Annotated in this window: 21 protein-coding genes; all 21 read right to left on the reverse strand. The window is 44.2% G+C overall.

Features of this window, described 5'->3' with window-relative positions:
• Positions 1-302: 302 nt before the first annotated feature.
• The 21 genes from CKK19_RS23195 to CKK19_RS23295 all read right to left on the reverse strand — a co-directional run bounded on the left by CKK19_RS23195 (position 303) and on the right by CKK19_RS23295 (position 13,447).
• Positions 303-908 (reverse strand): hypothetical protein, encoded by a 606-nt coding sequence (locus tag CKK19_RS23195; protein WP_000137794.1) that lies wholly within the window; start codon positions 906-908, stop codon positions 303-305.
• Between the two features lie 216 nt (positions 909-1,124).
• Positions 1,125-1,406, reverse strand: coding sequence for a hypothetical protein (locus CKK19_RS23200; protein ID WP_000703842.1), 282 nt, complete (start codon positions 1,404-1,406; stop codon positions 1,125-1,127).
• A gap of 145 nt (positions 1,407-1,551) precedes the next feature.
• Entirely contained in the window at positions 1,552-1,728 is a 177-nt protein-coding gene (locus CKK19_RS23205; RefSeq protein WP_000802040.1) for a hypothetical protein, read from the reverse strand.
• A 53-nt stretch (positions 1,729-1,781) separates the two neighbouring features.
• Positions 1,782-2,093, reverse strand: a complete 312-nt coding sequence (locus CKK19_RS23210; protein ID WP_000633161.1) for a hypothetical protein — start codon at positions 2,091-2,093, stop codon at positions 1,782-1,784.
• Positions 2,094-2,315: 222 nt separating this feature from the next.
• Positions 2,316-2,516, reverse strand: a complete 201-nt coding sequence (locus tag CKK19_RS23215; protein WP_000814953.1) for a hypothetical protein — start codon at positions 2,514-2,516, stop codon at positions 2,316-2,318.
• A gap of 39 nt (positions 2,517-2,555) precedes the next feature.
• Positions 2,556-2,780, reverse strand: coding sequence for a hypothetical protein (locus CKK19_RS23220; RefSeq protein ID WP_000551490.1), 225 nt, complete (start codon positions 2,778-2,780; stop codon positions 2,556-2,558).
• Between the two features lie 54 nt (positions 2,781-2,834).
• Positions 2,835-3,038: a hypothetical protein gene (locus CKK19_RS23225; protein WP_000781547.1), complete on the reverse strand. Its 204-nt coding sequence runs from the start codon at positions 3,036-3,038 to the stop codon at positions 2,835-2,837.
• Positions 3,039-3,590: 552 nt separating this feature from the next.
• The gene (locus tag CKK19_RS23230) at positions 3,591-4,082 is read right to left on the reverse strand and encodes a DUF3085 domain-containing protein (protein WP_001371932.1); all 492 of its coding nucleotides are present in this window, start codon (positions 4,080-4,082) and stop codon (positions 3,591-3,593) included.
• A 4-nt stretch (positions 4,083-4,086) separates the two neighbouring features.
• On the reverse strand, positions 4,087-4,398 hold the full coding sequence (locus CKK19_RS23235) for a DUF957 domain-containing protein (protein WP_001165367.1): 312 nt from the start codon (positions 4,396-4,398) through the stop codon (positions 4,087-4,089).
• Positions 4,399-4,914: 516 nt separating this feature from the next.
• A complete protein-coding gene (locus tag CKK19_RS23240) occupies positions 4,915-5,235 on the reverse strand; it encodes a hypothetical protein (protein WP_000071366.1) in 321 nt (106 codons plus the stop codon).
• A 178-nt stretch (positions 5,236-5,413) separates the two neighbouring features.
• The gene (locus tag CKK19_RS23245; RefSeq protein ID WP_000336109.1) at positions 5,414-5,641 is read right to left on the reverse strand and encodes a hypothetical protein; all 228 of its coding nucleotides are present in this window, start codon (positions 5,639-5,641) and stop codon (positions 5,414-5,416) included.
• Between the two features lie 174 nt (positions 5,642-5,815).
• Positions 5,816-6,709, reverse strand: coding sequence for a hypothetical protein (locus tag CKK19_RS23250; RefSeq protein ID WP_000252081.1), 894 nt, complete (start codon positions 6,707-6,709; stop codon positions 5,816-5,818).
• Positions 6,699-7,811: a toxic anion resistance protein gene (locus CKK19_RS23255; RefSeq protein ID WP_032666269.1), complete on the reverse strand. Its 1,113-nt coding sequence runs from the start codon at positions 7,809-7,811 to the stop codon at positions 6,699-6,701. The genes CKK19_RS23250 and CKK19_RS23255 overlap by 11 nt, the downstream gene beginning before the upstream one ends.
• Positions 7,808-8,617 (reverse strand): toxic anion resistance protein, encoded by an 810-nt coding sequence (locus CKK19_RS23260; protein ID WP_000368643.1) that lies wholly within the window; start codon positions 8,615-8,617, stop codon positions 7,808-7,810. The genes CKK19_RS23255 and CKK19_RS23260 overlap by 4 nt, the downstream gene beginning before the upstream one ends.
• Before the next feature lie 570 nt (positions 8,618-9,187).
• Positions 9,188-9,799 carry a DUF6012 family protein gene (locus CKK19_RS23265; protein WP_001371923.1) on the reverse strand — a complete coding sequence of 204 codons (612 nt, stop codon included), beginning with the start codon at positions 9,797-9,799 and terminating at the stop codon, positions 9,188-9,190.
• Between the two features lie 110 nt (positions 9,800-9,909).
• Entirely contained in the window at positions 9,910-10,443 is a 534-nt protein-coding gene (locus tag CKK19_RS23270) for an HNH endonuclease (RefSeq protein ID WP_000241452.1), read from the reverse strand.
• A gap of 54 nt (positions 10,444-10,497) precedes the next feature.
• Positions 10,498-10,692 carry a hypothetical protein gene (locus tag CKK19_RS23275; RefSeq protein ID WP_000159617.1) on the reverse strand — a complete coding sequence of 65 codons (195 nt, stop codon included), beginning with the start codon at positions 10,690-10,692 and terminating at the stop codon, positions 10,498-10,500.
• On the reverse strand, positions 10,689-11,000 hold the full coding sequence (locus CKK19_RS23280; RefSeq protein ID WP_000172888.1) for a hypothetical protein: 312 nt from the start codon (positions 10,998-11,000) through the stop codon (positions 10,689-10,691). The genes CKK19_RS23275 and CKK19_RS23280 overlap by 4 nt, the downstream gene beginning before the upstream one ends.
• A 62-nt stretch (positions 11,001-11,062) precedes the next feature.
• Positions 11,063-11,302, reverse strand: a complete 240-nt coding sequence (locus tag CKK19_RS23285; protein ID WP_001180999.1) for a hypothetical protein — start codon at positions 11,300-11,302, stop codon at positions 11,063-11,065.
• Positions 11,303-11,551: 249 nt separating this feature from the next.
• Positions 11,552-12,964 carry a hypothetical protein gene (locus tag CKK19_RS23290; protein ID WP_022646499.1) on the reverse strand — a complete coding sequence of 471 codons (1,413 nt, stop codon included), beginning with the start codon at positions 12,962-12,964 and terminating at the stop codon, positions 11,552-11,554.
• Positions 12,965-13,117: 153 nt separating this feature from the next.
• On the reverse strand, positions 13,118-13,447 hold the full coding sequence (locus CKK19_RS23295) for a hypothetical protein (protein ID WP_000140246.1): 330 nt from the start codon (positions 13,445-13,447) through the stop codon (positions 13,118-13,120).
• Positions 13,448-13,525: the final 78 nt, after the last annotated feature.

Here is a 13,525-nt window from a genome sequence, read left to right on the forward strand (position 1 = left end):
AAAATGGGTGCAGTACAGGTTAATTGAAAAATTACTCGGGGCTTTCTGCTTTTACCACAGTCAAACAGTGTTACCGCTGGCTGGGGCAAAAGCCTCCAGCACCAGCGTTATTATACCACCCTGCCCTGATCAGCCAAACACCCCGCCTACATAAATTACTGATTTTTCATTTATTTGACATGATTCACTTCCGGTTGTCGGCGAAAGTCATTTTATACTAAAGAAAAGGGTAACGGGCAGCTGCTGGGTCGGAACATACAGTGCAGTTCCTGCCCGTTTAATTTCCGGATGCAATGGTAGGATCAGGAGGCACTGCTTCCGTTGATTAGGGAAATCTTATGTGCCTGAATACGGCTGTATTCGAGATGGGATGCAATATTACAGATGCGCTCCAGTCGATCATGCAGCCTCGTGTAGGTCAGTCGATGAATACCGGACATTTCATCAAGTAGCCAGCGCTTGATGTAAGGGTTACAGGAAAGCCGGGCAAGATCGTCGTCATCCACTTCGTCAAAGAACCAGTACTGCTCCATCGGGACTACCTGAAATATCCACGGCCGGGGATAGTCCCCTGTGACAACCAAAAACCATGCAAGAAAGCATAGACACAGCTCAACGACCATAAGCATCGAAAATTGCGAATAACTTAGACCGGGCACATAGGGTGAACTATCCGCAACATACCCCCTGAGCAATTCCGCCACAAGGTAGCCCAATAGCGTCAAGGCCAGCATCAGGGTCAGGATTAATCCCCCATTAAACGCTACCGAAGCCTTTTGAACCCGATCAGGTGCTGTCCGGCTGCGATAGTTGGTCACTACTCTTTCTACAAGTGCCCTTATGGCAGCCTGTTCTTTACTGACATCAGCTCCGGAAAAACCGGACGGGCTTTTATTTAATTCAGTCATACCCCACTCCTGTTATGTGCTCTACTTAACAAACACGTAGATCATACAGAGCTCACGGACGCACTCCTGCCAGATAAAGGAGGGAATTTGGCTGTAAGACGGTTAGCCAACAGTTCAGGTTATGCGTGGGATCCGCCCAGTCAGAAAGGATTCCGTTAATAACAGGCAAGGTTAAAGGCAGATGGACGGTGAAATTGTGGGTGCTAAAAGGGGGTATTACTCTTTTTCCTGCATAGCGGTTTTTTCAGCCCGGGTGGCCAGACGAACATTTCCGAAAGGCTCACGGACAAGCAGTGGCTTCTCCTTCTTCCAGCCCCTGATAGCCGTTTCTCCAAACCGACGTGGTGCATTGCCGTTCCAGCGAGCAATCACATGGTTATCATGAATTTCAATAATGACAACGGGGTGGACAATGACCGTTGAAATGGTGGTATTTCCCATTTTGGTACGGGTTACAGACCAAACCTGCATCCCGGATTCCAGCTGGCTGATTTTCATATTATATCCTTAAGCCATCACGAACTGCGCCACAAACAATTAATGTGGCGCAATTTACCATAAACAATAAACATCAGATACCCGTGAAAAGATTTCCCTTTATTTTAAAATTCTTCTGGAGAAAAAATGATATTTCCAGAAGAGGTCAGCGAAATTCAGAAACGGCCATCACAATGGTGCTGCGCTGACGCTGGCGTTCTGCCTTGCGCTGCCTGCGGCGATAGATCTGTTTTGCGCTGACGTAAGGGCAGTCCTCACGGGTATACCAGCAGCAGCCGCAAGGTTCGGGCCGGGGTTTTCCGGCAAGTCCAAATGGTTTCATCAAGTCACCTTTTTAATGTTTTTAATGGAAAGATACTTACCTAACCCATTGTTTTATAGGAAATAACGTTGTTGCATAAACAGATACAGATAACCCTCAGGAGAAAACATGCAAAGGTTATCAGTGATAACCGCGTCCAGATACCGAGTGTCAGTCTGTAAACGTTTTATCACCAGAAAATGTGCTGCCGCAGCCTTAATGCCAGAACTACCGTTTACAACATTATGTATACCCGCTTTGAATAACGAACGAGCATGAATTACCTTTTCCCGGGCCGCTTCGATCTCAGCATTAATAACGCATTGCCGCGCCTGGATGACTGCCTCTCCGGTTAAATCGCGGAAATTCATTAGAGATGTGATCATGATTGACTCTCCAGATTATGTGGAATCATTATAACAACTGGCACCACGCCACAAATAACCTGAGATAAATTCTTTGAAATATTCCTATATATAAGGAATTACAGTCGGAAAAGAAACAATGAAATAGCGCCGACCGCTTAAAATCGATAAATTAAAATGGACGGCACTGGAATGAAAAACTGAAAGTAGTAAGACCGTAATTATCCTTCACGGATGTAAGCTTTAAAAGAGGAGTACTGGCAAAGCTTTGCCAAGTACTTCGGCGGTTGTGTCTACGATTTTACGGATGTCATCGATCTGCGAAGGCTTATTCAACACCACCGTAAAAAGCTCTCCTTCGTTATCAGCCTGCTCGCAGTTTCCGTATCGGCTCCCGTCGTACAGCTGCACAATACGTGACATAGAAGACTTTGTTTGTTTCATGGCTTTGCACCTGCTTTTAGGCAGTTTGGTTACTGGTTATCAGAAGCTGGTTTCATGCGCTTCCGGCTGGGACACGAACTGGTATTTGACGCCGCCAGGCACACCTACTGCTTCGGCAATAGAGTCGCAAAGCCGCGATAAATCATTTAGTGTCATCGGATATTCAATATCTACTGAATATAAAGCACCTGCATTTTCAGCATCTTCGATGTTTTTATACTGGGCACTAAATATAGCAATGGTCTGAATTTCGTGGTTATGCATGAACCGGTCCTTATTAAATTATAAAAGCCACCCGAGAGTGGCCTGAGTGGAAACTTAAATCTGTGAAGTATATTTGAGAGATTTTTTGCGATCCAGATGCCGGGCAACAATGGTTCCGATAACAAGTAGCGTGATGACCGCACTGAAGAAGGTGCTGTCAGGGACGCCCTGGAAAAAATCACTGAAACTGTAAACAATAAAAATCAATGCGCAAAAATAGAAAACGATACGAACATAAGGGGTAAAAAACATTTTCATCGGTTGCCTTCCATTCAGGGAGAATTCTCAGTAATTACATCACACCTGAAGAGAAACTATTTTCGTATAAATGAGCATTTTCGACATATCAGAGGGGGGTTTTACTCATAAATGAGGTAGTAAGGGTCACACTTGAGATGAAAGTTACTTTCCTGGCTGCGAACGAACTATCTCAAATGTTAGAGGTGTGCGTTCGCCTTAAGAGCTTCATGCCCTGAGGAGCTCAACTTGAGCCGATAGTATAAACCTGGCTCCAGATGCCTTACTGGCTGGCATAACTCCACGAGGCCCAGCCGGAACAGGACCGGAGAGCTCCTGCACGTCACATCATCAGGATTCCCCATAAACGTACGCCGTTCTCTGGCCCGTCTGAAATTGCCAGAGATATCATAGATCGTGCCGGATGCCATCCGTCTTAACACGTAAATCTGCGCCCTTGTAAGCTTCTGGGCGGAACTGCTTAAACCTGACATACCTTCCCGGCCTTATATAAAACAATCCGCCAGCAGCTCGACTGGCGGACAATGTTTGACTGGAAACAGCAAGGACATACTATTTGCTGACAAGTTTGATATTGGTTTCACTCATTCGAAGTCGAAACTCCTGAAAACCCTGCTCTACCGCTAACTCCAGCCACTCAACGGGAATGGTATAGCTACAATCAGACCCACCCAAAGCGGCATCACAAGCGTAATCCCAGTCCTCATCCAGTTTTGGATTCATCCCCTGGGCGTAAGCCACAGTATCGCGGGATGCGGGAGAGCCCTCAAGCTCAGCATTAGTGATCAGGTATACACCATGACTGTGCGCGAGAAGCACTTTTGGCACCAGATGTGTGCTGGCAATTTTTGAGGATGAGGGAAAGAAAACCCTACCAGCTTTACGCGCCTCTTCTTCAGTCTGTCCCTCAGCGTTAAGGAGGGCTCCCCCCGGATAGCATGCCGGGTCATAGATCTGATCTGGGGTGACCGAAAACGTTTTTGCGGTGCGAATTTCTTCGATCAGTTTATTGATATCTGCCATTTCAAATACGAGAGTGGTCACAGGCTTACTCTCCCTCTTCAGTGGACAACATCAGATACTTTGTTGCCAGCAGAAGCTCTCCCACATCCTTGAGGGACAATTCAGCTTTGCCTTCTACGGCAAGCTGCAAGCGCTGTCGAATTGCATGAACAGAATCTGAAGATAAAGATGCCATTTTGCGCAAAACGGCATTAGCCTTTTCTACAGCAGGATACAGAATTTCTGAGTTGGTATTATCTTCGTCATTATCAAAGATAATTTCAGAATCCATATTGATGTTATCTTCAAGCCAGCTTGAAAGCACTTCAAGTAATGACATCACCTTTTCAATTTGCATATCGCCTCCTCTGTTAACATGAAACAAATATAACAAAGTGGCTTACCCGGCTAATAACCTGAGCAGAAAGTTTTCGAACTTAGTTTGAAAACAAGTTTTCTGCTCAGGTTAATGTTAAAGTCGCTGGGTAAAAGATAAAAGGCACTGAAGATGATTTAAGCATCAAACAGACTAAATAGGATTCCGTCTTTTATAACGCTTTTAAAATAGAATGAATGAAATATAAATTTTGCGTTTAAGAATGAACGCTGTAGAGGATGATTTATCCTGTGATATGCAGTTTGTGGCCTTTAAAAAGGCTTTATTATGGACTTGAATTGCAAAGAGAGCACCGACATTTTTCTGGGGGCTCCCGCAGAGAAAAAGCTGTGAGGTTATGAAGACGTATAGGAGGTATTCGGCGAAATACTGTATGGCCACAGGAGAGCTTCAGCACCCATATCCTGCCGCCTCGCTCGCCTGTGGTGATTTCAATATGTTCTACGTCATACCACGTAGTTGTATTTCTCACTTTGTTTATGCTTCCTGACACCGCGTGAACGCAATCTTCGTCTGGATGCGTTCATAGATGGAAAACTGCCTTTCAATGGAATCGGCATTAGACAGTAATTCATGAAGCTCAGCAGAATCTGTATCAGGAACGATAGCGACAGAAACTCCATATTTACGCCCAGTTCTGATCAGGTGCGCAAGTTTTTCCTTCTCTGATTCTGTGAGCATTGCCAGATCCCTTCCGGATACCTGCTCGATAAATGGACCAAGGTTTTTCGGAAAAAAGGGTTCGGCATCAGAATTATGTACCGGGAGCGTTTGCGGCTTATCGAAGCTATTGGACATGAAAAGAACCTTTATAGTTAGAGAGGTGGAGACTGAATGCGTAGCCCATTAAAATTAGTAGTGCCACACTCGAATGCTAATCATACTTTATGATGGCTATGGTAGGAATGGCCGTCAACTTAAACCGCCAGAAGCGAGCCATTCACCGTTAAAGTAACTTTCCCGTATGATGTTCTTTTTATGGAATGAGTTGTTCACACTCCTCTTTAAGAGCCGCCCTGGAACGAGATCGACAGACTTTGCTTAATGAAGAGCGTAATTGATGTTCATCAACCCCATCAGCGACAAACTGACCAATTTTCTTTTCAAGACGCTGCATTGCCTCATAAAGCTTGGCATCAGTATTATTTTTAAGAAACCTCAGTATATAATCAGCAATAATTTGAACAGGAGTAAAGTTACACATCATGTATCCTTAATAAGTTGTGTAAAAATAAAACCATAAAAAACATAATCAGAAGTAGATTATTATACTTGAGTAAGCTTTTCAGCTAACAAGCTGGAGAAGCAGATTCCGGTAAATTACTACATATTTGATAAAAGTTACTGAATAAAAAAGCCCAGCGTACCGGGCTTTCATTCAATTTGATTCTAAGAATCTGACTCGCCGCCTGATTTTTATACCAAGAAGAGCGAACAAAACGCCAACGAATGCGACGGGACTACCTACTTTAAGACAATTAACCGACGCTTTTGAAAAGGTATGTGATTTAGACATACGTTTTTGCTCATAACGAATCGCAAGTGGTGAGACGGATTTATCTAAAGCTGTCTTTTCCAATGCATAACGAACTTTCACGGGAATATTTGACTGTAATACACCAGACATATACGCCCTAACAACATTCTGTGTTAACTTCACATCTGGCTTGCCGAGTTTTATATGTAGTTGCGCCTTTAAATAGTTTACAGATACCTCTTCGCCTGAGGGCCAATTACTATCATTTAAATATGCGACAAGTTTATCGTATTTTTCATGTTTTACATATTTCTTGATAACCTTTACAGTCGAAGCTGAAGTGGCATCAGTCTCTTCCGAACCTAAAGCAGATGTAAAAACTGACAAGCCGATAAGAAAAGCGCCAGCAATTAGAAGCATCGGGAATATCTCACCTATTTCCTCCCCCTTTAAAATTTTAAAGGCAGTTGAAGAAACTACTAATAGCCCCATAATCCCTAATAGCAACTTAGAATATGTAGTTAGGAAGCCTCCAAATGCATCGCCAAAATCCGAAACCACTAACTTATCTTCACCTTCAGATGAATTGAAGAATGACAAGGGCACATCAATATCAAAGTCCAGAACTGAAGGTGAGAGGTGTAATGACAGCAACCACAAGCAAAGACCAAAAATCATTATCAGCAGGCCCGCACCAAATATCGCGAAACCTGAATTTCTAATCTTTATAGACCGGTGAAAAAGAAATGACAGTTCACGGGAAAAATCGTCACTACTCTTAAGGTTACGCACCATGATCTACCCCTTTTTGTGTCAGTCGGGTGCGCAAATTCTCACGCATGGCAAGAACCTGTTTTTCTGTTTCCCTGAGCTTAATAGCCCCTTCTCTCTGGATTTTAACAACATCGCCAACCGTCTGGATAAGCGTATCCTGCACCTCTTTAAGGGTGCTTATATCAATAACCAGCCGTTGGTTTGCTTTCATAGTTTCTACTGCATTGCGATGCAGTAATTTTGCATTACTACGGAGTAACTCATTGTTGGCATTATCGATATCATTGGCAAGATTTACAGCGTTACGCTGTCCATTTAGAGAAATGGCTAACAGAAACTGACGCTTGAAATTAGGGACAGTAACCTCTTTGACGCTATGAAACTTGTCGATAAGACTTTGGTTATTTGCCTGTATAATCCGTACCATTGGCAATACTTGCATAGCAGACTGCTGAGAAACAACTAAATCGCCAATACGTTTTTCTAAATTAGCAATTAGCGTATCCAGATCAGATACTTCCTGGAACTTAGCAGGATTGTTACCAACATTAGCTCTGAGATTTTCTGCTTTTAATTGTAATTCTCCCAGCCTTAATTTACCGGCAGCAATATGTACACCTGTTAAGTGGTGTTCTTTAACGACTTCATCAAACATTTGCTGGAGCGAAATATTATTAGAACCGAGGCTATTCTGTGTAACTGAAACCTCTGAAACCAGAGCATCGATTTGTTCACGAGTTGATTCAAACTGTGCGGCGAAATTCTTCCCACGGGTGCGGATTTTATCCAACAAAGGGCCAATAACTGGCAGATTTGAACGACTTTCAGTTAAGTTCGAGATGTTTACATTTCTTGCAAGGTTGATAATTTCAGTTAATTTGCTCCCGGCTTCGTCTAAATCTTTATTGCGAATTTGCTCAAGCAGGCTATCCGCATAATTAGCAGTGTTTTCCCCCATTGCCCGGCCAAAACGATAAACTGTTCCTGGATCATCGGCATTAATGCATTCCGCGACGGCTTTAATCTCTTGTTCATCTTGCTCATTCAGCCCGAACTTTTCCAGTTCAGCGGAAGTCAAAGTAAAAGCAACAACCTCAGTTCTGGTGGTCAAATTATTAATCATTTTTGGAATCCCTCTAAATTTTGTCGCAGGCTTTTTAGAAGAGCCTCGTGGGCCTGATTAGCTTTTCTAACAATCGTAGGGTCAGTGTTATTTACTGATAACAGCGAAAGTGTGTGTTGCCGCCATACTGGAACCAGGACTTTTATAGTTTCGTTAAAGCGGTCAGCAATATCTATACAAGTCCCGCGAGTGATTTCCATCTGCATGGCGGCCATTTCATGAGACGCAAGCAGTGTTGCCAGGTTAGCTAAACGTCTGGCAAATCTTTCCCTCGGTTTATCGAAGACAAGGCTTAGATCGTCACTATTTTTTTCTTCGGTAGAATCCCTAAGGAACTCATGGCCTGCCTGGATAAAAATTTTAAGGCGTTTGATTTCTGACACATATGTTTCAAGCAGCTCTTCTAAAGCCAGTAGCGTCTCATTCACATGTGTCAGATATCCGTTCCCCTCATTAATAAGATTTTCCACCTTCTCACGTGCGTGTTGGTAACGAACGCGCTTTTCAAGGTGTTTGCCCGTAAAGCGGGAAAACCAGGATGGATTGCTACTGATAGAACGTGGATCTGCCTCCGCTAAGGCACTTACGATACGGTTCAAGGCTCCTGATAAAGCGGTAACTGCGTCTTTCTCCAGAAGATTTGAATACTTATCCATAGCCTTCGAAGATAAAGCCGAGTCGCCGTAATGGCTTATTGCCCCAGCATTAAGCAGAAGACCGGGTATAAATTCTTCTTTGAGTTCTGCTATCGATATGTTGCTGCTGTCAGTTGAAACGTTCATTTTTGCCTCAAAATGGTTATCCATGACAGCCTATCATTTACCGTTCTGCTGATTTTTCGGTTAAAGCGCCAAAACCTGGGTTTATCCGTTTTCGAGGCAAAAAAATAGAATCTGATCCTCACGTAACCCTTTGCCATTCTGATTAAAGGAGAAGTCCCCTACTGTCTGTGCACTGAATTCAGCACTGGATGAAGTTAGGACATGAAGTGCACATAGATCCCCTGCTTGACCTACCAATCACCGCCTTCAATGTTTAGATCTGGTGACCTTACAGCGACCATTTCTCTAACCGGATGGTCATTGTTGTCGTGGCTGCTCCCCAACAGCAGGCTTACCGTTCCGCTGGCAGAGTAATACATCGCGTCAGGAAAGTGCTCCCTGACCTCCTAAAGCAATTTGTTCATGCTGTTAGTTAAACGATAAAAGCGTCGGGCTGCGTTCGGCATAGCTTCTTCCAGGAGGTCAGAAGCATCAATCTCACGGCCGTTTATAACGCGGAGAATATCTTGCTCATCCATAGGTTACTCCCAGGCAATAAATCAAAGTGGCCAGGCAAAAGGAGACTCGCCTGGCATCAAAAAGAATAAAAGGTCGTTACGAACTGATAATGATGGCCTGGTCAGTTTGAGGAAGTCGGTTTCCTCTGATGAATGCTGGATGGCTTAAACGAGCAGATGACATGGTCATCGCCAGAAATGTCTCTTCACGCGAACGCAGCAATTCCCCCCATGAATAGGTTTCCCATACGTCGTGGGAAAGATCGGATTCCTTTATGTACCTTGACTGCATTGTTGGTTCAAAATCGACGGGAGCTAGACTGTCATAGGATGGATGTACACGGTACCCCAATTCTTCCTCCCTCTGATGGTATGCATGTGCCAAAAGGACATCATGGGAGACCAAGTCATAGTCTTTGTCCTGAACGAGCGTTTTTACGGTATGACTAATTTTTCCAAAGCCTTCAATTTCCCAGATTGTTATCATTGTGAACTCAGTTAAAGTCCGTGGGCTTTTTACCAGAAAGCCATTTAATGCACGTCGCCCCTTCAACATGACAACGTGGTAGGACTTGTTGGGATAAGGTTTCATTGCCACCAGCGAATCAGCTTTAAGCTCAAGTGACAATTCAGGTACAGAAACTGACACGAGAGTACACTTGTTTTTCATATGGTGAAGAATACGGGGCACAAGATGCAGATACATCATTTTCTCCTTTGAAGGATATACCAGGCAGCTCCTCAGCAGCATCAAAATATTTAAATCACTCTTTAATTAGTAAACCACTGCTGATTAACTTCTTTTATGTTTCACAGAAATTATTCGTTTTGTTTCTGTTCGTTATACTGCTCAAACCAGAAGACGACCGGTTTTTCTACAATATGAAGCAACCCAAAACGTTCTGCGGTACGGAAATTCACGCTATATGCGCGAGCCCGTTCAACCTGTTTGGTAATTTCTTTTCTCATTCCTTCAACACTAAAAGCTCCTTTAAAAAGGTTGCAGGGGGCGCATGATGGAAATAAGTTTTCTATAGCATGCAGTTCAGGGTGCATAACCTTACCCGTACTTCGGGCAACATGAGTTACGCCGCTGCCGACAGGGGCTCTCACCAGTTCAAAGTCGCGTCGAACAGGCTCAACATGATCGGCATGCCACCCTTTTTCAGGAAGCTTGCAACCACAATAGGCACAACGCCCCCCAAATTTCATTCGCAGCTCAGCTCGCTGTATTTTAGAGATCTTATTTTTAGGTTTTGAGAACCTACCATCAGGTGATTCAGCTTTGGATAACTTTGCTGAGGGCTCAGGTAATTCAACTAAATTCCCGTTGATATTTATCACCTTGACCATATCATTTTCCGCCTTTACTAAGCTCACGGGCACAGGAACTGGCTTAAGTAACCGCTAAAGATAACAGCCACTGACTGCATCTACCCAGACCTTCTGTTTATACTCAATAGGCCACCCCTCTTTATCTGCCCGGATGACGCAATCATTTACCGTGGTGCGTGACCGGATACGAACATCAAGCGGAAGCGAATCGTTATCCACACGAGCCTGTGCCTCATTTAAAATGCGTAAAAACATCTCTTTGGTCATTCAGATACCCCCTCAACTTTGCGAATTTTGATCAGATGAGGGCGACTCAGTTTACAAAGTTGTTCTGTCGCTTCATCAATCGAATTGAACCGATGAGCCTCTTCGATATTTAAAGTCCAGTATTTCGCTTTCCCTTCTCCCAGATCGGACTCAAAATAATTTCGCTTTACATCCATTTTTTTAGGCCTGCCATTTATCTTGACGACATTATGTCTGTCATCAAAAAGAAATTCGTCCCCCTCAAAAGTGATTAATACAAATGGCCCCTCAGGCTTGGAAGTCCGGGAACTTTCCATTTTCAAAGTCATACTTCAGCCTCTCGATAGAACTCATGAAACGTCAAATTAAAATGGACTCACACCACACTGATTCAGTATTCCTCCTGAACCCCATTAGGCTCTGTTGTGATTTCATATTTAATTCCGCCAGGTGCTCCCACAGCGTCCGCGACCGACTCACACAGCAGCGAGAGATCGTTGAGGGTCATTGGGTGTTCAATGTCCAGCGTGAAGAGTTTCCCGGCTTGCTTGGCGGCTGTCTTGTCAGCATGTTCGGCATTAAAAAGGTATACGGTGTGTTTTTCCTGAGCGGGTGTATTTTGATTTTGCATTGATGATCCTTTTGTTTAGTTCCCCGATTCCGGGGGTGAGTGAATTAATTTAAATTTATATTCGTCTGGTTTAATTAGAACGTTTCCACGCTATGCGTAAACAGGTAATGCAAGGGCTGTATCAACAGGATTAAAGTTACTTTTCTGGATGCAGCAACGCTTGGACATGATGTCCACATTACATCACGATCAAAGCTAAGTTTTTTTTGTATAACCCCTCCATTTTCGTGTGTTTCGCGTTTCAGACGCTTATACGACCTGCTTGACCATCCTCATCAGAAGGCGGTTTAACAGTCCTTTCGCTGTCGGGCGATTGCTATCGACATAGTAAAAACCTGTTTTGGTCGTACCGTGAGCACTGCTCAGCACCCTCAGTTCCCAGATAACGTCACGGATAACGCCGCCATTTTCTGGCTTAAGGCATTCAGATAAATGGCGCATGAAACGAGCTCTTACGGCACGGTAATAGCGGAACTCCTCTGGCTGGTTAGTATTTTCTTTCACCCGGAGTCGCTGGTTACACAGAGTTAGAACTGCATCCATCATTCCCGCCTTCAGCTTCGCCTGGATCGCACCTTGTTGCTGTTCCCTCTCACCTTCGAGTAACGTTAAAATTCTTTCTCCGAGTGCCGTCTTGTTGTGTACGTGCAACTGAACACAGGCAGCTACGCATGCCCAGAATCTGAACTTTTTTATCTGTCCACGCAATTTCCGGGCTACAACCTGACGGTATGCAGAATCACTGAGTATTTTAAAACGCCGACTGGCAACCAGCTCTGGAAGCGACACTCTGTCGCCTATCCCCAGGCGGGAAAAGGTTTGTCCCCGCTGTGCGAGACGATGATAGACAGCGCCCTTGCCTTTTGAAATTCGGACCGCGCCATAACGAAGAAGATACTGAGCAGCAGTCGTTGGAGTAAACTCACCGTCAGCGATGCGCTGGCGTAACCCGTCGTATTCATGCCAGATAATCCAGGACGCCGTATCTTCTTCAACAGTCAGCTCATCCTCTTCCTCGAATGCCACGACGACAGAACTGCTCTCTCCGGTCTTTAGGCTACGTGAAGCCCTGGGGTCAGCCTGCCCGTCAAAATAGGTCATCAGCGGCAACGTATCAGTCAGTCCATCATAAGCTGTACCGAACCGGCCTCCGGGCAGTTTCATCCAGAGTGGAGCTGGCATTGGTGTACGGGGCACAGGCTGCATGTCAGGCTCATCCTCAAGAAGGTCCAGATCGGCCTCTTCCCAGACCCTGCGATAGATCTCAATTGCCCGAAACGGGCGAGGGTTGAAACAGTGCAACGACCAGAGGAAATCAACGTGGATCACGTTTGCTTCCTGTACAAGCCGAAATTGTGGCTCAGCCATACGACGGTTATAAGCCGTATCGTCAACCTCGCCGGAAAGTAGCTTTCTGCGATGCTCTGCCGCACGTCTTGCTTCAACATAATCAAGGCTGCAACAGGCATGAAAAAGACGTTCAGTCAGGGACGAAGAAAAGATATTGGGTTGAAGACGCACATATCCGCCTTCGAACACTTTACGACCGATATAATCCCGCAGGCTCCAGTCGTACTGGATCTTAGAAAGAAATCGCTGAAGACGACTCAGGCCAGCCTGATAACCGTATTTCTCCGGGTCAGTTCGAAGGAGCGTTTCCATTGAATGGTCAACCCCTACTGCTGTGCAAAATGAGCACCCTATAATTCTGATCATTTAGAAATTTTTTTGCGTTTAAAATCAATGAATTGAAAGATTTCATTTTTCTAAGTCTGATAAAACAGATGAAAACCCAACTGACTATACTCATAAAACTCAATCTTTGCGCTGCTGTACGATACCAGTAATTACAGGTGCCGAGTTTAACATCATGAAAAGTAGCCCAATAATGAATGACGCAACGCCAGCTGCGGTGCCTAACTTCTGACTGAACACCATTGAAACAAAGTACATATTTGGGATAAAAACGGACATAGCAATCACGAAAAGTAACTTATTCAGATAATTATTTATTCGGGTCTTAACCTCAACTCTATCATAAAAAGCCATCGAAACGTAAGCAGTTATCAGTGAATAAAAAGACCATGTCATATAGTTAACCGATTCATTAAATGCCTCTCGCAAAAGCAAAGCACTTTCTGTCATTCCCTACCTCATTAAATCAATAGAAAATAAATCTGAATAATTTATTTTTAAAAGAAAAGAGGCTTTGTTGAATAAATC

The sequence above is a fragment of the Enterobacter sp. CCUG 70166 genome (assembly GCF_020224095.1).
Lineage (GTDB): Bacteria > Pseudomonadota > Gammaproteobacteria > Enterobacterales > Enterobacteriaceae > Enterobacter > Enterobacter intestinihominis.